Source organism: Arthrobacter sp. CC3, from assembly GCF_039907775.1.
Lineage (GTDB): Bacteria > Actinomycetota > Actinomycetes > Actinomycetales > Micrococcaceae > Arthrobacter.
The window spans coordinates 42302-62336 of sequence record NZ_JARCCY010000010.1; the positions used below are offsets into that span (position 1 = coordinate 42302).

Sequence of the window (20035 nt, forward strand, 5' to 3'; positions counted from 1 at the left end):
ACCCCATGCCCTGGACCAGGGATGAAATGGCTGCCATCGCGGCCGAAGAACTGAACGACGGCGACTACGTCAACCTTGGCATCGGCATCCCCACGCTGGTGGCCAACAACCTGCCCGACGGCGTCCGCGTGGTCCTGCAGAGCGAGAACGGCCTGCTCGGCATGGGCCCGTTCCCCTACGAGGGCGAGGAGGACGCCGACCTCATCAACGCCGGCAAGCAGACTGTCACGGTGCTCCCCGGCGGCAGCATCTTCGACTCCGCGACGTCCTTCGGCATGATCCGCGGCGGCCACGTGAAGGTTGCCATCCTGGGCGCCATGCAGGTCTCCGGAGCAGGCGACCTCGCCAACTGGACCATCCCGGGCAAGATGGTCAAGGGCATGGGCGGCGCCATGGACCTGGTGGCCGGCACACCGCGCGTTGTGGTGCTGACCGAACATAACGCCAAGGACGGCACCGCCAAGATCGTCAAGGAGTGCACCCTTCCCCTCACCGGCCTGAGCTGCGTGGACCGGATCATCAGCGACCTCGCGGTCTTTGACCTGGTGAAGGCAGACCCGGATGAAGCGAACGACGGCGGCCGGCAGCTCACGCTGACCCGGCTCGCCCCGGGCGTCACCATAGAGGAACTCCGCGCAAAGACGGAAGCCGCCTTCGACGTCCAGCTCGAAAACGAAGGAGCCGCAGCATGAGCCTGCGCGACCAGTTCGGCAAGGACGTCCTGCTCACCGGCTGGGGCCACAGCCGCTTCGGCAAGCTGACCGACGAAACCCTCGAGTCCCTGATCGTCCAGGTAGCCACCGAAGCCATCAGCAACGCCGGGATCGAACCGAGTCAGATCGACGAAATCTACCTCGGCCAGTTCAATTCCGGCATGATGCCGCTGGCATTTCCGTCCTCCCTGGCCCTGCAGGTCTCGGAGCAGCTGGCCAACGTGCCCTCCACCCGCGTGGAGAACGCCTGCGCTTCCGGCTCTGCCGCGTTCCAGCAGGGCACCAAGTCGCTGCTGGCAGGCACCGCGAAGACCGTGCTGGTCATCGGTGCCGAAAAGATGACGCACGCCGGAGCGGACGTCGTGGGCGCGGCCCTCCTCGGCGCGGACTACGACATGGCCGGCAAGGCCTCCACCACCGGCTTCACCGGCCTGTTCGCCGAGGTGGCCAAGCACTATGAGAAGCGCTACGGACCGGTGTCCGATGTGCTGGGCAGCATCGCGGCCAAGAACCACCGCAACGGTGTGGACAACCCTTATGCCCAGCTCCGCAAGGACCTCGGCGAGGAGTTCTGCCGCACCGTCTCGGACAAGAACCCGATGGTGGCCGACCCGCTGCGCCGCACCGACTGCTCCCCCGTGTCCGACGGCGCCGCCGCCGTCGTGCTGTCCGTCTCACCGACCGGCGGGGCAACCGCCCCGGTGCGGCTCGCCGGCTTCGGCCAGGCGAACGACTTCTTCCCGGCCGAGCGCCGGGACCCGACCGCTTTCGCCGCGACGCGTGCGTCCTGGCAGCGCGCGCTGGGGATGGCCGGCGTCGGGCTTGAGGACCTGGACTTCGCCGAAGTGCACGACTGCTTCACCATCGCCGAACTGCTCATGTACGAGGCGATGGGGCTGACCGAACCCGGCCAGGGTTCGCGCGCCGTGCAGGAAGGCTGGGTCTTCAAGGACGGCAAGCTGCCCATCAACGTCTCGGGCGGGCTCAAAGCCAAGGGCCACCCGGTCGGCGCCACCGGCGTCTCGCAGCACGTCATCGCCGCCATGCAGCTCACCGGCACCGCCGGCGACATGCAGCTCGCCAGCCCCCGCCGCGCCGCCGTGCAGAACATGGGCGGAGTGGGCATCGCCAACTACGTCAGCGTCCTCGAGGCCGTCTAACCGGAGTCCGCCCCCGCCATGACCTTCTTTTGTCCGCAGGCAGCGCCCGACACGCCCATGTACTCGCGTGTCGGGCCTTGTGGCCGTCGAAAGAAGGTCGTGACGGCGCGAGGCCGTCTAACCCCACCCATGTAAGTAGCAGCAGTTGGGCTAGCGGCCCCGGATCAGGGCCACGATCTCCACGAAGCCCAGCCGCTCGGCGTTCTCCAGTGCAGTCCGCCCCTGGGGGTCCCGGATGCCGGGGTCCGCGCCCGCGTCGAGGAGCTGCCGCACTACGTCCTGTTGCCTGGGGCCGCCGTTGTTGAGCAGGATGGCTTCCTGCATGGCGGTCCAGCCCAGGTTGTTCACGTGGTTCACGGGCACGCCGGCGGCAATGAGGATCCGGACGGTGTCCACGTGCCCGTGTTCGCTGGCGGGGATGAGAGCCGTTCCGCCGAAGCGGTTGGTGCTCTGGACGTCCGCGCCTGCGGCCAGGGTCAGCTGCAGCACTTCGTTGAAGCCCTCGGCCCCGGCGTAGAGGAACGCCGAGTCCTGGATGGTGTCCTTGGCATCGACGTTGCCGCCGGCCCGGATGAGCTCCGCCACCGCAGCGGCGTCGTTGGCTTTGGCCGCCCGGATGAGCCGCTGGTCCAGTTCCGCCTGCGCCTCTGGGGGCAACGCAGGCGGAGATTCTGCCGTGGGCGTGGCGTCCGTGGTCTGCCCTGCCGACGGAATCGCCGTCGGCGTCCCGGGAGTGACGTGAACGGTCGACGGCGGGGAGTCCAGCCGCTCCGGCTGTCCCGGACCAGCCTGGCAGCCAGCAAGGAAAGCTGCCATGCCGCCGGCGGCGGCGAGCACTGCCAGTCGCCGCCGGCCCGATGCAACGCGCCACGTCCTGAACCGCCCCATGGACCAGAGCCTACTTCGCGGTTCCGGCGGCCGCAGCGGCAATGGACTCGGCGCCGGCCGTAGCGCAGGCTTCGTCCAGGGCACCGTCCGGGGCGCCGCCCACGCCGATGCCGGCCACGGACACGCCGTTGACCTTGAGCGGGACGCCGCCGGCGAGGAACAGGGTGCCGGGGAGGTCAGCGATGCTGGGTCCGTTGCCGTTGATGCGCTTGGCGAGCTCGCTGGTGGGCGTACCGAAGGCCGCGGCGGTGTAGGCCTTCTGCTGCGCGGCCTCAATGGTGTGCTCGGCTGCGTTGTCGCCGCGAAGGAGTGCCTGGACGGTGCCGAACCGGTCCGCCAGGGCCACCGTGACGAACGGCAGCTTGTCGGCCTGGCACTTGGCGAGGGCGGCCTTGACGGCGTCCGCGGAGGCACCCACGCTGATCCGGTTCTGCGCCACCACGGTTTCGGGAGACGGCTGGACGTCGACGGCGGGCACAGCGGCGGGCACGGGTGCCGGCACGGCGTTGGCCGCAGCCGTCAGCCCTCCGGTCAGGAGGAGTGCTCCGGCGGCGGCAGCGGCGGCGATCTTGTTGGACTTCTTCACGGGTTCTCCTTGGATCGGGGCATCAGGGGCTTGAGTCTCAAACGACCTCAGCGGCACTGCCCGGGTTCGTTCCCGGGCCTCGAATCCATCCTCCCGGCCGGGGGCGCAGCCGGCATCGGGCAATGGTCTGCCGCAGCCTCCCCCATCGGGCTGGGCGTATCAGCCAAATGGCTGAGAGACCAATAACGGCGCGGGCCCTAGCATGGTGAGGAGAACTCCTCCACCGGAACCGGACCCCCATGCCCTCCTTACCGCCAGCCCTTCGGACCCCGCTGGGCCGCATTGACGCCGTCGTCCATCTTGGCTTTGCCGTGCTCCTGGTGGCGTCGGCGGTCCGGTACGTGATGCGGCACAGCCCCGCGGATAACCTGTGGGTGCTGGCCCTCGCGGCCGCAGTGTGTTCGCTCTATGCCGTCATCGCCGTGCTCTCGCAAAAGCGCCGGCCATGGGCGGTGTGGATGTTCGTCCTGGTGGCGTTTTGGGCGGTGCTGGTGATTGCGGCGCCCAGCTTCGCGTGGTGCTCGTTTGCGCTGTTCTTCCTGTGCCGGACCGCCTTCACCGGCTGGGTGGCGTACTTGGCGGGAGGCGCGACGGCGGCAGCCACCGCCGTCGGACTGTTCCGGCTGAGCGGCGGCAGCGATGTTGCCATGCTCCTGGGACCCCTGGCCGTGGGCGTGATGCTCACGCTCATCTACGACCGGATCGAGCAGGACGCCGCCGAACAGCGCAGGCTGCACGACGAGGTGTCGCTGGCCCAGGGCCGGCTGGCGGCCAGCGAGCGCAGGGCCGGCACCATCGAGGAGCGCGAACGCGTGGCCCGGGAAATCCACGACACCGTGACGCAGGGCCTGGCCAGCAGCCTCCTCCTGCTGGAAGCCGCGAACCGGTCGTGGCCCAGCCAGTCCGCGCGCGACGACGTCCTCAGCGCCAGCGGGATGCTCCGCCGGAACCTGGCGGAGACCCGCAGCCTGGTCCACGAACTCGCCACCCCCGGCCTGGACACCGCACCGCTGCCGGACGCCCTGAGCCAGGCAGCTTCCCAGTACATACCGGGTATGCGTTTGTTCGTGACCGGTGAGCCGCGGCCCGTCCCCGCCGATGTCCGGCACGCACTGATCCGGGTGGTCCAGAGCGCCGCGGCGAACACGCAGCTGCATGCAACGGCGGCGAACACCACCGTGACGCTGGGCTACCTGCCGGGCTCCGTCACGCTGGATGTGTACGACGACGGCGCCGGCTTCGACCCGCTGTCGCTGGCACCGCCGTCGGACGCCGGAGGCTACGGCCTCCGGGCGATGCGCCAGCGGGTGGAACAGCTGGGCGGAGTATTTTCGGTGGAAAGCAGCCCCGGGGAAGGGACGATCGTGGCCGCGCAACTGCCCACGGGTGACGAACAGTGAAGTCCATCACCGTGCTGCTGGTGGACGACCATCTGGTGGTCCGCAGCGGGCTCAAGGCGCTGCTGGGAACGCAGCCGGACATTGACGTGGTGGCTGAGGCGGCTTCCGGCGAGGACGCCCTGGCCCTCGCGGAGCAGCTCAGCCCGGCGGTGGTGGTGATGGACCTGGCGATGGGGCCGGGCATGGACGGGATCGAGGCCATCAAACAGCTGCGGCGGCAAAACGCCAGGCAGGCCGTGCTGGTGTTCACCACCTACGACTCGGATGCGGACATTGTCCGCGCCGTGGACGCGGGAGCCATGGGGTACCTGCTCAAGGACGCGGCGCCGGAGGAGATCTTCGCCGCCATCCGCGGGGCGGTGCAGGGCAAGAGCGTGATGAGCGCACCCGTGGCGTCCCGGCTTTTCCAGCAGCTGCGGAACCCGGACGAGATCCTGACACCCCGTGAGGCGGAGCTGCTGAGCCTGCTGATCGAAGGCCTCAGCAACCGTGAGCTCGGCCGGCGGCTGTTCATCTCCGAGGCCACCGTGAAAACCCACCTGGCGCACATCTATGCCAAACTCGGCGTGGAGACCCGGGCCGCGGCAATTGCCACGGCGATCCGGCGGGAGGGAATGCGGTAGCGGATTCCTGCGGCAGCCTGCACGGGTCAGGCAGCCGGGTTTAGACTCGGATCTGGCCCAGCACCCCACCGAAGGAGCCCCCATGCGCGCAACCATCATCCACGGCCCCGGAGACATCCGGGTTGAAGACCGGGACTACCCCACCATCCAGCTGCCCACCGACGTGGTGGTCAGGGTGACGGCGTCCTGTGTGTGCGGCTCCGACCTGTGGCCGTACCGCGGTGTCAGGCCCACGAAGAAACCGACGGCCATCGGCCACGAATTCGTCGGCGTGGTGGAGAGCGTTGGAGAAGACGTGACCGAACTGGCGGCGGGCGACTTTGTCATCGCGCCGTTCGTGGTCAGCTGCGGCGAGTGCCCGCAGTGCCTCAACGGCGTCACCGTTGCCTGCGACCACCTGGCCGGCTGGGGCGGCCGGGATGACACCGGACACAAGATCGACGGCGGCCAGGGCCAGGCCGTCCGCGTTCCGCGCGCCGAGAGCACCTTGGTCAAGGTTCCGGGCGTCACCGAGCCGGACGCTGCGCTCACAGCCAACCTGCTGACGCTGTCCGATGTCATGGCCACCGGCCACCACGCGGCGCTTGCGGCCAAGGTCGCACCGGGCCGCACCGTTGTAGTGGTGGGCGACGGCGCCGTCGGGCTTTGCGGCGTCCTCGCGGCCAAGCGGCTGGGGGCGGAGCGGATCATTGCCATGTCCCGCCACGCGGACCGGCAGGCGCTGGCCCGCGAGTTCGGGGCCACGGACATCGTGGAGGAACGGGGCGACGACGGCGTGGCCAAGGTCCGCGAGTTGCTGGGCGGAGTGCTGGCCGATTCCGTGCTGGAATGCGTGGGCACCAAGGAATCCATGGAACAGGCGCTGCACTGTGTCCGGCCGGGCGGGGCCCTTGGCTTCGTGGGCGTCCCCACCGGCGGGGGCGAGGTCCCGCTGCGCTACCTGTTCGACTCCAACGTCTCCATCGCCGGCGGCATGGCTCCCGCGCGAACGTACATCCCCGAACTGCTGGCAGATGTGCTGTCCGGAGCCATCAACCCCGGCCGCGTTTTTGACTCCGTGATGCCGCTGGAGGAAGCGCCGGAAGCGTACAAGGCGATGGATGAACGGCGCGCCATCAAGGTGCTGCTGACTCCCTGATCCGGCCGCGGCCCGCACGCAGTTAACAGGCGCGATATCGGCATCCCGCCAGGGCCGCCGAATGCGATACTAAGTGTGCGTAGTGTCCCGGGCCGCGTGCAGTCCGGGACCTCGCTTCGTTGCGAGCCGGGGGAACTGAATGCAACTCGACACTTTAACCCTCAGGGTTGCCTTCGCCATTGTCGCGTTCACGTTGGCGCTCCTGTTCTACTTCGCCGCGTACCGCAGCACGCGCTCCCCGTACAGTGCCTGGTGGTGCGTGGCCCTGACGCTCTTCCTCGCGGGCTCCGCGTCCTACCTCTTCAACGGAACACCGCACCAGGTGTGGGCCAATCCGCTGGGGAACTGCCTGCTTGTGGCCGGGGCGGCCTGCGTGTGGGCGGGTGCCAGGTCGTTGCGGGCTTCGCGGCCGCATTCCTGGCAGCTGGCCGCCGGCCCTGCGGTGGTGACGGTGTCATCGGCCCTCGAAAATCCGGGGGTAAACATCTGGGCCGGAGGCGCCGTCTTCCTCGCCCTGATGAGCCTGATGCTGGGCCTGGCCTCCCGCGAACTCTGGCGCTTGGAACCGGGCTACTCCAGGGTCCGGATCCCGCTGGCCATCGCCGCTGCGTTCTTCTCCGCCTACTACTTCTGCCGGCTGATCGTGTACGTCGGCGAAGGCCCGGACGGCCGGATCTTCGTAGCCTATTTCGGCTCGGCGGTCACCACCCTGGTCACCATGGTGCTGCTGGTGGTTGTGTCCTTCAGTATGGCGGCCCTGAGCAGCGAACAGCAGACGCGCGCCCTTCGCGCCGTCGCCACCCAGGACGGCCTCACCGGGCTCCTCAACCGCGCGGCCTTCCTGGATTTGGCCTCTGACGAGCTGCAGCGTCTGCGGCACACCCGGGCGCTGGGCTCCCTGATCCTGGCCGACCTGGACCATTTCAAGGCGGTCAACGACACCTACGGCCACGCTGCCGGAGACATGGCCCTGCAGTCCTTCGCCGCCGCGTGCAACGGCACGGTCCGCTCAACAGACCTGGTGGGACGCTATGGCGGCGAGGAGTTCATCTTCCTCCTTCCGGGTGTGAGCCCGGACCGGGCAGAGGCCATCACCCAGGAAATCAACCGGCATTTGAAGGCAGTACGCGGCCCGGGCGGTTCCCGGATGCCAACGGTCAGTTACGGCATCGCGCCCATCGGTCACGGGGCGTCCGACCTTGACGAGCTGATCGCTACGGCGGATGCCGCCCTGTACAAGGCCAAATCCCAGGGCCGCAACCGCACGGTCCGGGGAATCCCCACGCCGTAGCCCGGACAAAGTAGGGCACTTCTCCCCTTTGCGCGCCCCGCCGCGAGGTCTAGCCTGATCCGCATCAGCATCCAACGCCGTCAAGGAGCCGTCATGGCCGGGTTTGTGCAGATCATCCAATTCCAGACGTCCCGCATCAAGGAAATCGAAGAGCTGGGCCGTCCGTCGAGAACGGAGGGCAGCACCACGCCCACGTTCCGCCGCATTGTTGCCGCAGCGGACCGGGACCATCCAGGGACCTACTTCACCATCGTGGACTTCGATTCCTTTGACTCGGCGATGGAGAACTCCGGACGCCCTGAGACATCGGAGTTCGCTGCAAAAATGGCCGCCCTGTGCGACGGCCCCGTGATCTTCCACAACCTGGACGTCATGTGGGAGGACACCGGAGAGGGCGCGGACAACGGCTAGGAGCAGGACATGGTTTCGGTAGGCCGTGGTCCGGGGCCGGACACCGCCGGCGGGGGCAGCCTCGTTGTTGAGCTCGCTCAGCTGGCCTCCGGGTCGCTGGCACTGGTGGGCGGCAAAGCGCTGAACCTCGGAAAACTCGTGGCTGCCGGCTTTCCGGTTCCGCCTGGTTTCTGCCTGACGACGGCGGGTTACCGGATGGCTGCGACGGCGGAACTGGACGCCATTGCGGCCCGCCTGGACGGGGCCGCACTGGACGGGGCCGCACTGGACGGGGCACCCGGGCTGTCGGGCGGGGAGCGTGATGAACTGGCGCGGCGTGCCCGGGAGGCGGTGGTGGCAGCACCGGTGCCGCCCGACGTCGAGGCCGCAGTCCGCGGAGCCTACAGGACGATGGGCAATGCGCCGGTGGCGGTGCGGTCTTCGGCCACCGCCGAGGATCTGCCGTTCGCAAGTTTTGCGGGGCAGCAGGACTCCTTCATGGACGTCGTTGGCGCCGATGCCGTCGTCGAGGCGGTCCGCCGCTGCTGGGCCTCCCTATGGACAGACCGTGCGGTGGCCTACCGCACCTCGAACGGGATCAGCCACCGCGAGGTGGGCCTCGCCGTCGTCGTTCAACAAATGGTCGACGCCGGCATGGCCGGCGTGCTGTTCACCGCGAACCCGGTGACCGGCACGCGGACCGAGACCGTCATTGACGCCGCTCCGGGGCCGGGACAGGCGGTGGTGTCCGGCTCCGTAAATCCCGACCATTTCGTGGTGGAGACCGCGTCGGGCCGGACCCTGCAGTCGCCGGACGGCACGGCGCTAAGCCTGGCCAAGGACCAGCTGCGCGAACTGACCTCCCTCGGCGACGCCGCCCAGCGGTTGTTTGGCGCGCCCCAGGACGTGGAGTGGGTGATCGACGCCGGGGGTAAGGCCTGGCTGACCCAGTCGCGGCCCATCACCACGCTGTATCCGCTGCCGGACGCCGACCCGTTCGGCGGACAAGCCGGGACGGAGCAAACGGCTGGCTCGGATACGCGGGTTTACCTGTGCGGCACGCTGCTCCAGGGACTCACCCGCCCCATCACACCGATGGGGCTCTCGGTCCTGGGCCTCATGAGGGGCAACAAGGGGCCTTGGAAATACGTGAACCCGGGATTGCGGATGTACATCGAGCTGACACCGATCATCCGCAGCAAATCCGGCCGTAAGGCACTGGTGAGGATGCTGCCGCTCGCGGACGGAAGGTCGGCTGCCGTCTTCCCGTCGCTGCTGGAGGACCCGAGGTTTGCCGTTGTCCGGCGTCCCCGCAAGAAATCGGACCGGAAGGTCACTCAGGGCGCCGGCAGGACCGAGGCGAAGGGCAGCGAGGGAACCCAGAGCCTGGGCCTGATGATAGGGCTCTTTCCGGCCATGATCCGTGCTCTGCTGTGGCCGGACGGGGAACTGCGCAGGGCCCGCCGTTTCCAAGACCGCCTCGAAGCCCGGCTGAAGCTCCCCCTCCCGGCCTCTGCGGCGAGGCGGCTGCAGCACGCGGAGAATGTCCTGGGAACCGGTGTCATCAACGGGTTGATCCAGGCCACCCTGCCGGGGCCGTCCGTGGGGTACCTGATGCTGGCCGCGGTCCGCAGGCTGCTCCGCGGGATTGCCCAGCCTCGCGAACTTGAGGCGGTCCTTCGGGGGCTTCCCCACAACGTGACCACCATTATGGACCTGGAATTGTGGCACCTGGCGGTGTCCCTGGGCCGGGACCCGGACGCGCGGCGGGTGTTCTCGGAGCTGAAGCCCGGTGAGCTGGCCGCGCTGTATCGGGCCGGCACGCTCCCTGCAGCTGCCCAGGCCGGGCTGCGGAAGTTCCTGTCCAAGTACGGCCACCGGGCCGTGGCGGAGATCGACCTGGGGATGCCGAGGTGGGCCGAGGAACCCGACCATCTCCTGGGAATGATCTCGAACTACCTCCGGGTGGAGGATCCCGAACAGGCGCCCGACCGCCAGTTTGCCAGGGCCGCCGATCATGCGGAGGCGCGGATCAGCGAGCTGGTGGACCGGGCCGGGGAGAATAGCCGGCTGCGCGGAAGACTCGTGGCGCTGTGCCTGCGCCGGGCACGCCAGCTGTCCGGGCTGCGTGAATTGCCCAAGTTCTACATCGTGATGGTGCTCGCGGAGATGCACCGGCAGCTCATGGCCGTGGGCGCCGAGCTGGCGGGGAACGGCACCGTCGCGGCCGCCGGCGACGTGTTCTTCCTGGACTTCGATGAACTGCGGGTGGGCCTGCGCGGGGCGGACCTGAAAGGAATTGTCGCCGGCCGCCGTCGGCTGTACGACGTCGAATTGCGGCGGCGGCGCGTTCCGCGCCTCCTGCTCTCGGACGGCACCGACGTCGAGGCAGCCATGATGGCCGCGGCCTCAGGATTGCCCCAGACTGCGGCACCGGACCGGCTGTCAGGGACGCCCGCGTCCGCAGGCACCGCCTCCGGGAAGGTCCGGGTGGTCATGGATCCTATCGGGGCGCACCTGGAACCCGGGGAGATCCTGGTGGCCCCGTCCACTGATCCCGGCTGGACGCCGTTGTTTATGACGGCGGGTGCCCTGGTGATGGAGATGGGCGGTGTCATCTCTCACGGGGCGGTGGTGGCCCGTGAGTACGGCATCCCCGCCGTCGTGGGTGTGGCTGATGCCACCGTTCGGTTGCGCGACGGGCAGACCGTCACGGTGGACGGTGCGGCCGGAACCGTAACGTGGTGAGGCTCTTTTCCATGGCGCAGGAGGAACCCCGTTCCGCCGGTGGGGTTGCGGATAACGCGACGCAAAGGGACGCGGAGATCCGCGACTGGGACTGGGCCGTCCTTCCCGAGGGCTCGACGAGTAGCCGGTTTGCAGCACCAAGCGGAGGCTTGGCGGTGGTCACCATGGGAAAGCCGCAGAACCCGCGGGTGGTGCTGGTTCCCGGGGCCACCGGTTCCAAGGAGGACTTCGCCGTGATGATGCCCGAGCTCGCCGAGGCCGGCTTTTACGTGCTGAGTTACGATCTGGCGGGCCAGTATGAATCGGCAGGCGCCGGTCCGGAGAACCTCGTCCCGCCCCGACGGCATTATGACTATGAGCTCTTCGTGAACGACTTCATCGCTGTTCTTGAGTCGGGCGAAGGTCCGTCGCATGTGGTGGGCTACTCCTTTGCCGCGATCCTGGCGCAGATCGCCTACTCACAGCGCCCGGAACTGTTCCGCAGCCTCACGCTCCTCAGCTGCCCGCCCTTGACGGGGCAGTGTTTCCGCGGAGTCAGGAGGATCGGGAGGTTCACCGGCTGGGCCAACGGCCGGGTGGGGGCCGCGGTGATGATCTGGGCCATCCGACGCAACGTCAACAAGGTCTCCCCCAACCGGCTCCGGTTTGTCCGGGACCGGTTCCGGTTTACGCGCCGGCAATCAGTCCGGGACATCTACGAACTGATGAAACATGTGCCGGACCTCCGGCGGGCCATCGCCGCCGCCAAGGTGCCGAAATTCGTGGCTGTGGGACAGCACGATCTTTGGCCGCTACGGCTGCACCGCCAGTTCGCGCAGTCGATAGGTGCCCGGATTTCGGTCTACGGCGGAGGCCATAGCCCGTCCGAAACGTCGCCGCACCAGTTCGGCCGGGACCTGCTTGCCATGTATGCCGCGGACAACTGAGAGAGACACAAAGTGTCGCAAGGGCACTTATACCCTTGCACGTTATGCGTCAGCCCCGTACGTTGGGGACAGCGGGGGACGTTCTCCGCTCTGCGGGCATCCGTGTCTGCAGAGAAAATCAGAGTCACATAAAGGAATGCAGCCATGGCAACAGGCACAGTTAAATGGTTCAACGCCGAAAAGGGTTTTGGCTTCATTGCCCCCGATGACGGATCAGCTGACGTTTTCGCCCACTACTCGGCGATCGCTAGCAGCGGTTACCGTTCACTGGACGAGAACCAGAAGGTCGAATTCGATGTGACCCAGGGTCCGAAGGGCCCGCAGGCAGAGAACATCCGCCCTCTCTAAAGGCTTAGGGTAACGGCACCGGCGCCCAGCCGGGCCGCCCCTGCACCACCAACAGCCCCTCCGAACCATCGGGTTCGAAGGGGCTGTTGCGTTGGCGATCCCGCGGCTCACCACGGTCAACGCTTAGCAGTTGGCCCCGTCTTGTGCCCGGCGCGTTGGACTGCCCGGTACACCGTGGACCTGGCCACGGAAAAGAGCTCCGCGAGTTCGCCCGTGGTGTGCTCGCCGGCGTCGTGCAGCTTCACTAAGTGGGCTTCCTGCGCCGGAGACAGCTTGGGTTTCTTGCCGCGCAGGCGGCCTTTGGCTTTCGCGATCTTCATGCCCTCGCGGGTGCGGGCACGAATCAGGTCGCTCTCGAATTCAGCCACCATGGCCAAGACGTTGAACAGCAGCTTTCCCACCGGGTCGGTCGGATCGTGCACCGATCCGCCGATGCTGAGTTTCACATTCCGCTGGGCGAGCTCGTCGACGATTTCGTGGGCATCCCGAACGGACCTGGCCAGGCGGTCCAGCTTTGTGACCACAAACGTGTCCCCGTCCCGGCAGGCCGCCATCGCTTCCCGGAGGCCCGGGCGGTTCCGGTCAGTGCCCGTCAGCCCGTGATCAACGTAGATCCGGTCCGGGGTGATCCCCATAGCTGACAATGCGTCGCGCTGCGCCGTGAGGTCCTGCTGCTCCGTGGACACCCGCGCGTAGCCGACCAGCAAAGCGGTCATGCGCAACAGTGTGCCACGCGACTTTTGGGCGGACCAGATATGCCACCGTCACCGGGCACTCCATCGGACGGGTCTTACGGTGGCGGCTCTCCGCGGGACTGCGTTTGTGCTGGTGAGGGGTGGGTCCGCCCGGAGAAGGACCGGCCTACGGGACTCCGATCTTAGCTAAACGCTTGGCAAAGTGATGGGTGGATCTGTAACGGTCGGACAAGCCCGCAAACTTGGCAAGTCATGCATGGGAGGTCATGACCAGACCCACCCCAGACGTCGCCGAAGCCGCCTCCGTGTCATCGTGGGCAAAGCTTCCAGACTCTGCTGCTCAAGATCGTTGGGCATGGAACAAAAGAGCCCTGCAAGGCGAAGCAACAATGCGGATTGCTGCTCAGAAAAATCCATCGTGAAGCCGTGAGCAGCCAGGTTGCGGAGGTTCATCCCAGGCGTCAGCAACGTCATTCGAAGTGCCCGAACCCAGTCGGGGTCGAGGCCTCGTTTGGCGAGGGCGTCAACGTAGAAATCCATTGCGGGAAAACGCCCTGGGGAGTCGCCTCGCTGGGTCCGATAGAGCGGCTCGTCCAGTGTACGGAGTAGCCCTCGCGCAGCACTTTCGATCAGCGGGATAGAGAGTCTCGCCGAATCTGAATATTTCTGCGCCCAGTGAAGGGCGAGCGAATCAGAGAAAAAGCGCGCAAGCGATCCATCTGCCGAGAGCGTTTCCACCATCCATATGGCAACTTCGTCAGTTCGCGGCGTTGAGAAACGCTCGCGAATATGTTCCAGTTCAAGCGCAAGAAGAATTGACGTTGTGCTGAGAGTGATCGTCTCGGTCCGGGTGATTTCTTCTTCCATGAAGTCGTCGTTGGTACGCTCTGGCAGGCCATGTGCACCGTAGACAGTGCGTGTGATGAGTGATCGTATCGATCCCGTGGCTGCCCTCTGGGCGCTTCGCTTGTTTGCTTCATGGTCTCCAGATGGCGAAGGGCTGGCCAGGAACGTCAGGAGGGCATGACTCCAATCACGTGCGCGGCCGTACCTTCGAAGATGGGCGCGAAACGCGTTTTTGGACAGTTTCACGTCGTGGTGAACCGATTTCCAGCCCATGGAGTCGTGGTCCACGGACTGCATGACGAGCACCGCCGCATCTTTGAGGTCGGACAGTCCGTAGTCGCTTGCCAAACTTGCTGCGGTTTGCGCGTGATGCATCTTGCTCATCCCATGGTCGTCGGCTCGGGCAAGCGCTAGGTACTGTTCCGTATGCCAGCGGCGAGCTGATTCCAGTTCAATGGGGTTGTTCGCCAGTCGCGCAAGTGATTTGGCGATTTCATCAGTAAAGAATGTCGACGCTCCTCCGATAGCCAAAAGGCGACGGCGGATTACCACCCGTTCCTCTCCGGGCATGCTCACGCCGCGGGGGTCCGCAGAAAGCGCAGCCAAAAGAGTAAGTGCTGGCCCGTTTGTATCCGGCCTGCTGGCAAAAACCTCACTTTTTGTGCACATAGCTTGGCGAACTGCCAGTTCTTCGGTCATTCTGCGTGAACGAGCAATGGTGTTTGCTCTTGCGAGTGACAGCGCAACCTGCTGTGCAGTGACGTCCTCAAGTTCTGCCGCCTCCGAATAACATGCGACCGTCGCCGTTGCGTGCTCGGGCTTAGGTCTCACTCGCGCCGTCAGGAGAATGTCGGCAACGTGGGCCCGCATGGTTGAGGGGCGCAGAGTGTCGTACACTTCCGCCCAAAGGGACCAGGCGCCTGCCGGCGTCTCTAATATGGGGCGAGTGACCGTGACAGAAAGCGCAGACTGGACGAGATTCACGTCGCCTGCAGTTCCGAAATCTTCTTGCAGCTCATACGAGAAAACGAAGTCTATTTCTGCTTGAAGACCCTCATCTAAAAGCTTATATTCTTCAGCGAAACTAAGCTGCTCCCAGATTTTTAAGAGTTCATCAGATGGGGTCGCAACCTTTTCGAGTAGAGCTGAAACGACCTGAACATCGGACGGATTGAACTCGTAAGCCACAATTCCCCTTCTCGACCACTTTGAAAAGTGGCCTCCGCGCGGCAGGAGTTTGCCGTCGACTGACTGTACCTACTTTTCGTCCACGGATGTCCTCGTTTCGAATAAGTGTCCGCTAAAGGATCGCTATTCGGGCACCGCGGTATTCGGTGGGGCACCGGCTTTGGGGCGGCAGGTCGTGTAGCCCTCGACCACTCGAGAAGCTCAGCCACTGCGAGATGCTACCGATTAGCCGTCCAGGCTAGAACATGTGGCGGCTGAGTCCGCGAGACATAATGTCGCACCCCGTTCATAGAGTGGGGCGCGTAACGTAGCACGACCCCGCATCTGTCGGGGAAGCCGAACGGAACGGGACGATGCACCAATCTAGTAGCCAGGTCATCGATCTCAGCTACACCGTTAAGCAGCGCTCTTCGAGCGTCATCGGCCCACACGAGGCACGTTCCAGAAGGATGCAAATGGCAACGCGACGAGTCAATGGGTTGATTTACGTTCCTTGTCCCGGGTGCGGGCGCAAGCTCGGACCCTTCACCCGCATCACTGGTGGCCTCATGAAGTGCGGACACTGTGGACGACAGTTCAACGTCACCGTCTAGCACCTCACGAGCCAGGGCATACGAAATACCGGCAGGTCGTTGTTAGCGGGCGTTACCGCGCCCGCTAACACATCCCCAAGAGGGGCGTCGAGGTTATGGAGCGGGTTCGCTCGGTAGTGCGGTCCTATCCGTGATTACCCCTTCGCCGTTACTAATGACGAATTCACCCACGACTGTTTTCCCCGTGGAATCGTAGACAGGGACCGAGAAGGTTTTGCCGCGGCGGGCCTCTTGCCAGGCAAGTGCCTCTTCCCTGGTTTTGAAGGTCTTAATGGCGGCTGTGCCGGTCGCGTCTTCCAGCTCACTCGTGTACACATACCCGGGAACTCCGTTGGTTGCTATGACGGCAGTGAGATCGGGTGCTCCCTTTTCGTTTTGGGCGCCGTAAGACTTGCCATCGGGGTTGACTGCCCAGTCGGTCGTTTTGCTGTTCACGTACTTTGCGCTAATGCGCCAGCGAGCTCCAGGATCGGCTTTGATGGTGACGCTCTTCAGCCCTGGAGTCAGAGGAATCGTGTAACCGCTCCAATCCTGGGGCGTCCCGACGTCGGTGGCTCGGCAAACGGTGGAGGCCCCGTCCGGAAACTCGAAACGGCCAGGGGTCAGGCAGTTCAGCTCCACCTGAATCCCCGTGGTTCCCACCGGCGGGTCACCGAGTTCAATGGTGGCTGTTCCGTCGTGGGTGTCGGTCACAGGAGTGGACAACGGTGTGACCTGCTGGGAACCGGGAATCACGAACAAGCCGGCAGCGGTAGCTCCGACGCCGCCCAAAACTCCGGCAGCGGCAAGGACCCCAGCCCCCAGCCACATCCGGATGCGCTTCCGTGCACGGGCGGGCGATACTTGCCGAACCCGTGACACAAGTTCTTCCTCCAGAGCCCTGCTGAAGCGGTCATCGACTCGAAGCTCGTTCATGAGCGTTCTCCTTCCAAAACCGCGGCTGGGGTGGGAACAGGATGCCTACTGGTGAGAGCGGCTTTCATGCGCTGGCGGGCCCGGTGCATCCGGGTTTTGGCCGAACCGGGCGTGAGCTCAAGAACGGCTGCAGCGGCGGCGATGGTGAATTCCTCGAAAACCACCAGGCTCACCAGGTGCAGATCCGTGGAGTTCAAAGCACCGAGGGCCTCGGCGAGATCTTTATCGAGCGCGTCCCGGTAGCCGAGAAAGAGGTCGTCGCCCGTAGGATCGGCCGTGTCGGATCGTCTGGGAAGGGAGTCCAAGAGCCGGCGATAGCGCAGCGCCGCCCGCCCGCTGTTCCGTGCAGTGTTCGTTGTCGTGACGAGCAACCAGGGAAGGACGGAGCCTTCAACGACCCGCACCTTGGCCCGGCGCCTCCAGAGTTCAAGGAAGGCCGTGGCCATGATGTCCTCGGCATCCTGCCGGTCTCCGGAAAGCCGGTACGCATGACGGAAAATCCTGTCCCGGTGCCGGATGTACAAAACCCGGAAGGCCTCGCCATCGCCCTCAATGCTGCGAGACCATAGCCTCTCATCATCGAATTCAACGTTCCCCATGCCCTGTATTGTCCGCGACCGTCCAAAAGGTTACACAACAACGCACGAAATTTTGAGAAGTACTAAAACGGTCTACTCAAGGTTCGTGCAACACAGCGCGGGCAGTCCTCTTCCCATGCATGACCAACGGGACTGCCACGGCTTTTGTTGACTCCTACCTGAGGCGCCGACTGACTGGAGGTGTCCCGGTGAAGGTTAGACATCAGCGTCCGGCACCAGCTAATTCTCTAAATAATGGGATGTCCAGAGCGGGCCAAATCGGGAACTGTAGACTCTCGCTGTGGAGGCGACGCGTTATCTTAGAGACCTGCCGGAGGGCTGGACCTGGGAAGGTCCCCTTGCCCCCTACGCTGCATGGCTCGGCGAGGCCTTCATGACAAATCCGGAAGATGACCTCCTCCCGACAGGATGCACGGACAGCACCTGGATTCTTCACACCCAGTACTTTTGCCCTCCCGAGCTTGAGCTTCCGGAAGCCTGGGATGACGACGAGGCGTGGCCAGGATTCGGCTTCGGCACACACCCACCCGACGGCTGGGAGCGGTTGACGTGGGCCGATTCCGCTTCCCAAAAGGGAACTCGCCTGAAGGGGCCGACATTTGACGGGCGTGAAGTGCCGCCATGCTTCCGCTGGGAAGCAGCACTGGGACGTGAAGACGTCGTCAACGGCGTACCGGTACGTACCTTGGCTCCCACCGAAGGATCCCTCGGAAAAGGCGATCTAGAAACCCTCATTTCAATCCTCGCAGCCCACACATCATCCCCCCGCATGCATGGCGCGTACTCCCTTTGCGATACGGGCGCGCAGTTGGTCGATGGCACTCCGCTCGCTGTCGCGTTCGACCTGGCCACGATGCTGACCGCCATGCTCTCTAAGAACAACACGCAATTCACGCCCGAATTCTGGTGGCCCCAAGACCGATCCTGGGTTGTCTGGACGGACTGGGACCTCGAAGGCACCAAAGTTTTCGGCAGCAACAGCCTGATACAGCACCTCCGGCAACATCCCAAAATTGAACCCCTCGACTGGTCCCGAAAAGCCGCAGCCTAGACGATGTGGTGGTCACGACGGTCTGCTGGCACACTACGGATCTCTCGGGAAAGGTTTGCCCCTAGAATCTGTCTTGAAACGCATGAAAGTCGGATGAGTTCTTCCACCAGAGGGTGTGGCACGCATTCTCAAGCCTTCACGTGGGAAATGTCCGTAAGGGGTCGCTATCCTTAGGACCCCGCCATTCTTGGCCACTCTGGACGCAATGCATGACCCGGCCATTTTCGGCCCGTTCAGGGTTCCCCAAACGCCCCTGCCCGGATGGAGGCACCAGGCCCGCCCCCCGAAGATCCGCTCGGCCAAGCATCCCAGCTACCCAGTTGCATCGCCATTGGGTTTTCGTGCCTCCAAGCGGTCTATCCTGCGGTTGTTGAAGATGGTAAAAACAATGGCTGCCAAAAGAACCATCGGGGGCCAGTAACCAAAGCGGCTGTCATCTGAAACAGCTATGAATAACGAGATACACACGATCCCGGACAGGATAAGAGTCACAGGCGGTGTTTTCTTGTCCCAAAAACGTGCCATTGGTCTTCCTTTACTCCCAAATGCCATCGAATGGGTGCGCGGCCCACCCGGGAATTAAGGCTCAGTGTCCCTTACCTACACGACGAAGTCGATGGAGCCCCTGCTCCCGGGCCGGGAACCTCCCGTTGAAGGTTCGGCCCCGGGTGGGGGGAAGACAGCGAGAGGTGCCTGTAAGAATGGGGGGCATGCCCGCGCATAACTTTCCGATCAGACGGGTGACCGAAGACCCGGCCCACGTACTCGAGCGCGGTCGGTGGCCTGGTGCCCTGCCTCCTGTCGCCCAGGTTCTAGACCAGGGGCTCGATCTGACTCCGGCCACGATATTCGTCGGCGAAAATGGGTCGGGAAAATCCACTCTCGTGGAAGCCATCGCGCTGGCCTATGGCTTGTCTCCTGAAGGCGGATCCACAGGGGCCCGCCACAGCACCAGATCCACGGAGTCCATCCTCGCCGACCACCTGCAGCTCGTTCGAAACGCCGGCGCCACAAGACGCGGCTACTTCCTGCGGGCTGAAACCATGCACGGCTTCTTCACCTACCTCGAGAAGAACCCCAGCACCTCGGGCCCGGACATCTCCTTCCACGACATGTCACACGGAGAATCGTTCTTGGAACTGGCAGTGGATCGTTTCCGAGGACGCGGATTATGGGTCCTCGATGAACCAGAATCGGCACTGTCCTTCGCGGGATGCCTCAGCCTCCTCGCGGTCCTGAAAGATCTCCTCGCCGAAGGCTCCTCGCAAGTCATCATGTCCACACACTCCCCCGTTCTCGCAGCACTACCCGGCGCGCAGATCCTCGAAGTCGGCCCATGGGGACTTCGGCAGCAGGAATGGTCGGACCTCGATCTGGTTTCCAACTGGCGATCATTCCTGGACTCACCTGAAAGATACCTGCGACACCTTTAAGGCAAGTCCGCCCAGGGTTGAACTAGCGCCCTCCCCGCACCGCGCGACATTGCCCGCGAATTTCAATCGGGCAGACAATACCGACAGGAGGAAAAATGCCAGACAACGCCCAAGACGAACAACGAGCCGCTGACCTCGTCATTGTCCCCAACGTCGTTGGGGAACACTTCCTCCAGGCGAGGGAAATAGCGCAAGCTGCCGGCCTGACTCTGGCGAATCCTGACCCCGATGGGCCACCAATTAGCTCGATCGCATGGCCCAAGAATCCGACCATCCAGAGCCAGTCACCTGCGGCAGGTAGCGTTTCCTACCGGAATGACTCCCTCCGCATATGGTTCCGCAAAGGTCTCGAACCCGACATGGCTCGGAAGCTCGAGAACCCGCCACCTTCGATTGACTGGGATCACGCCACGCCGGAAGGCCCAGTCCAAAGCATCGAGCTCAGCAGCGACAGCTCGCCAGAGGAATCGGCCACCTGAAGGTTTCCCCAGCGGTCCTAGGAGG

At 64.9% G+C, this 20035-nt stretch carries 20 protein-coding genes; 13 read left to right on the plus strand and 7 right to left on the minus strand.

Features of this window, described 5'->3' with window-relative positions; all coding sequences use genetic code 11:
* Positions 1–5 precede the first annotated feature (5 nt).
* Together PV761_RS08075 and PV761_RS08080 are read left to right on the plus strand one after the other, a co-directional pair.
* Complete coding sequence (locus tag PV761_RS08075) at positions 6–692, plus strand: CoA transferase subunit B (RefSeq protein ID WP_347895755.1); 687 nt, start codon at positions 6–8, stop codon at positions 690–692.
* Positions 689–1873 (plus strand): acetyl-CoA acetyltransferase, encoded by a 1185-nt coding sequence (locus PV761_RS08080; protein WP_347895757.1) that lies wholly within the window; start codon positions 689–691, stop codon positions 1871–1873. The genes PV761_RS08075 and PV761_RS08080 overlap by 4 nt, the downstream gene beginning before the upstream one ends.
* Before the next feature lie 150 nt (positions 1874–2023).
* Here the strand turns inward: PV761_RS08080 and PV761_RS08085 are convergent, their stop codons facing one another.
* Together PV761_RS08085 and PV761_RS08090 are read right to left on the minus strand one after the other, a co-directional pair.
* The gene (locus PV761_RS08085) at positions 2024–2761 is read right to left on the minus strand and encodes an ankyrin repeat domain-containing protein (protein ID WP_347895759.1); all 738 of its coding nucleotides are present in this window, start codon (positions 2759–2761) and stop codon (positions 2024–2026) included.
* A 10-nt stretch (positions 2762–2771) separates the two neighbouring features.
* Positions 2772–3347, minus strand: coding sequence for a heme-binding protein (locus tag PV761_RS08090; RefSeq protein ID WP_347895761.1), 576 nt, complete (start codon positions 3345–3347; stop codon positions 2772–2774).
* A 239-nt stretch (positions 3348–3586) separates the two neighbouring features.
* Between PV761_RS08090 and PV761_RS08095 the strand changes: the two genes are divergently transcribed.
* The 8 genes from PV761_RS08095 (at position 3587) to PV761_RS08130 (ending at position 12211) form a co-directional block, all read left to right on the plus strand.
* Positions 3587–4747 (plus strand): histidine kinase, encoded by a 1161-nt coding sequence (locus PV761_RS08095; RefSeq protein WP_347895763.1) that lies wholly within the window; start codon positions 3587–3589, stop codon positions 4745–4747.
* Positions 4744–5370 (plus strand): response regulator transcription factor, encoded by a 627-nt coding sequence (locus PV761_RS08100; protein ID WP_347895765.1) that lies wholly within the window; start codon positions 4744–4746, stop codon positions 5368–5370. Before PV761_RS08095 ends, PV761_RS08100 begins: the two co-directional genes overlap by 4 nt.
* Positions 5371–5452: 82 nt before the next feature.
* A complete protein-coding gene (locus tag PV761_RS08105; protein WP_028272438.1) occupies positions 5453–6508 on the plus strand; it encodes a zinc-dependent alcohol dehydrogenase family protein in 1056 nt (351 codons plus the stop codon).
* Between the two features lie 139 nt (positions 6509–6647).
* Positions 6648–7799: a GGDEF domain-containing protein gene (locus PV761_RS08110; RefSeq protein WP_347895768.1), complete on the plus strand. Its 1152-nt coding sequence runs from the start codon at positions 6648–6650 to the stop codon at positions 7797–7799.
* Positions 7800–7892: 93 nt separating this feature from the next.
* Positions 7893–8210, plus strand: coding sequence for a hypothetical protein (locus PV761_RS08115; protein WP_028272440.1), 318 nt, complete (start codon positions 7893–7895; stop codon positions 8208–8210).
* Positions 8211–8219: 9 nt separating this feature from the next.
* Positions 8220–10937: a PEP/pyruvate-binding domain-containing protein gene (locus PV761_RS08120; RefSeq protein WP_347895770.1), complete on the plus strand. Its 2718-nt coding sequence runs from the start codon at positions 8220–8222 to the stop codon at positions 10935–10937.
* Positions 10938–10948: 11 nt separating this feature from the next.
* Positions 10949–11863, plus strand: coding sequence for an alpha/beta hydrolase (locus PV761_RS08125; RefSeq protein ID WP_043439415.1), 915 nt, complete (start codon positions 10949–10951; stop codon positions 11861–11863).
* A gap of 144 nt (positions 11864–12007) precedes the next feature.
* Positions 12008–12211: a cold-shock protein gene (locus PV761_RS08130; RefSeq protein WP_013599688.1), complete on the plus strand. Its 204-nt coding sequence runs from the start codon at positions 12008–12010 to the stop codon at positions 12209–12211.
* Between the two features lie 116 nt (positions 12212–12327).
* Here the strand turns inward: PV761_RS08130 and PV761_RS08135 are convergent, their stop codons facing one another.
* The 4 genes from PV761_RS08135 to PV761_RS08150 form a co-directional block, all read right to left on the minus strand.
* Positions 12328–12927 carry a recombinase family protein gene (locus PV761_RS08135; protein ID WP_347895774.1) on the minus strand — a complete coding sequence of 200 codons (600 nt, stop codon included), beginning with the start codon at positions 12925–12927 and terminating at the stop codon, positions 12328–12330.
* A 243-nt stretch (positions 12928–13170) separates the two neighbouring features.
* Positions 13171–14940: a hypothetical protein gene (locus PV761_RS08140; protein ID WP_347895776.1), complete on the minus strand. Its 1770-nt coding sequence runs from the start codon at positions 14938–14940 to the stop codon at positions 13171–13173.
* 686 nt (positions 14941–15626) lie between these two features.
* Positions 15627–16448 carry a peptidase M56 family protein gene (locus PV761_RS08145; RefSeq protein ID WP_347895778.1) on the minus strand — a complete coding sequence of 274 codons (822 nt, stop codon included), beginning with the start codon at positions 16446–16448 and terminating at the stop codon, positions 15627–15629.
* Complete coding sequence (locus PV761_RS08150; protein ID WP_347895780.1) at positions 16445–17047, minus strand: sigma-70 family RNA polymerase sigma factor; 603 nt, start codon at positions 17045–17047, stop codon at positions 16445–16447. The genes PV761_RS08145 and PV761_RS08150 overlap by 4 nt, the downstream gene beginning before the upstream one ends.
* Positions 17048–17327: 280 nt before the next feature.
* Here PV761_RS08150 and PV761_RS08155 point away from each other — a divergent pair, with 280 nt between their 5' ends.
* Entirely contained in the window at positions 17328–18098 is a 771-nt protein-coding gene (locus PV761_RS08155; protein WP_347895782.1) for a hypothetical protein, read from the plus strand.
* Positions 18099–18410: 312 nt separating this feature from the next.
* Here the strand turns inward: PV761_RS08155 and PV761_RS08160 are convergent, their stop codons facing one another.
* Positions 18411–18623: a hypothetical protein gene (locus PV761_RS08160; RefSeq protein WP_347895784.1), complete on the minus strand. Its 213-nt coding sequence runs from the start codon at positions 18621–18623 to the stop codon at positions 18411–18413.
* Positions 18624–18808: 185 nt separating this feature from the next.
* Here PV761_RS08160 and PV761_RS08165 point away from each other — a divergent pair, with 185 nt between their 5' ends.
* Together PV761_RS08165 and PV761_RS08170 are read left to right on the plus strand one after the other, a co-directional pair.
* Positions 18809–19531, plus strand: a complete 723-nt coding sequence (locus tag PV761_RS08165) for an AAA family ATPase (RefSeq protein WP_347895786.1) — start codon at positions 18809–18811, stop codon at positions 19529–19531.
* A gap of 95 nt (positions 19532–19626) precedes the next feature.
* A complete protein-coding gene (locus PV761_RS08170; RefSeq protein WP_347895788.1) occupies positions 19627–20010 on the plus strand; it encodes a PASTA domain-containing protein in 384 nt (127 codons plus the stop codon).
* Positions 20011–20035: the final 25 nt, after the last annotated feature.

Bases quoted from the DNA above. Each gene is read 5' to 3' on its own strand.
- PV761_RS08115 (WP_028272440.1), top strand. From the start codon at position 7,893: ATGGCCGGGTTTGTGCAGATCATCCAATTCCAGACGTCCCGCATCAAG.
- PV761_RS08150 (WP_347895780.1), bottom strand. From the start codon at position 17,047: ATGGGGAACGTTGAATTCGATGATGAGAGGCTATGGTCTCGCAGCATT.
- PV761_RS08170 (WP_347895788.1), top strand. From the start codon at position 19,627: ATGCCAGACAACGCCCAAGACGAACAACGAGCCGCTGACCTCGTCATT.
- PV761_RS08125 (WP_043439415.1), top strand. From the start codon at position 10,949: ATGGCGCAGGAGGAACCCCGTTCCGCCGGTGGGGTTGCGGATAACGCG.
- PV761_RS08110 (WP_347895768.1), top strand. From the start codon at position 6,648: ATGCAACTCGACACTTTAACCCTCAGGGTTGCCTTCGCCATTGTCGCG.
- PV761_RS08165 (WP_347895786.1), top strand. From the start codon at position 18,809: ATGCCCGCGCATAACTTTCCGATCAGACGGGTGACCGAAGACCCGGCC.
- PV761_RS08120 (WP_347895770.1), top strand. From the start codon at position 8,220: ATGGTTTCGGTAGGCCGTGGTCCGGGGCCGGACACCGCCGGCGGGGGC.
- PV761_RS08085 (WP_347895759.1), bottom strand. From the start codon at position 2,761: ATGGGGCGGTTCAGGACGTGGCGCGTTGCATCGGGCCGGCGGCGACTG.
- PV761_RS08080 (WP_347895757.1), top strand. From the start codon at position 689: ATGAGCCTGCGCGACCAGTTCGGCAAGGACGTCCTGCTCACCGGCTGG.
- PV761_RS08135 (WP_347895774.1), bottom strand. From the start codon at position 12,927: ATGACCGCTTTGCTGGTCGGCTACGCGCGGGTGTCCACGGAGCAGCAG.
- PV761_RS08130 (WP_013599688.1), top strand. From the start codon at position 12,008: ATGGCAACAGGCACAGTTAAATGGTTCAACGCCGAAAAGGGTTTTGGC.
- PV761_RS08145 (WP_347895778.1), bottom strand. From the start codon at position 16,448: ATGAACGAGCTTCGAGTCGATGACCGCTTCAGCAGGGCTCTGGAGGAA.
- PV761_RS08095 (WP_347895763.1), top strand. From the start codon at position 3,587: ATGCCCTCCTTACCGCCAGCCCTTCGGACCCCGCTGGGCCGCATTGAC.
- PV761_RS08160 (WP_347895784.1), bottom strand. From the start codon at position 18,623: ATGGCACGTTTTTGGGACAAGAAAACACCGCCTGTGACTCTTATCCTG.
- PV761_RS08105 (WP_028272438.1), top strand. From the start codon at position 5,453: ATGCGCGCAACCATCATCCACGGCCCCGGAGACATCCGGGTTGAAGAC.
- PV761_RS08075 (WP_347895755.1), top strand. From the start codon at position 6: ATGCCCTGGACCAGGGATGAAATGGCTGCCATCGCGGCCGAAGAACTG.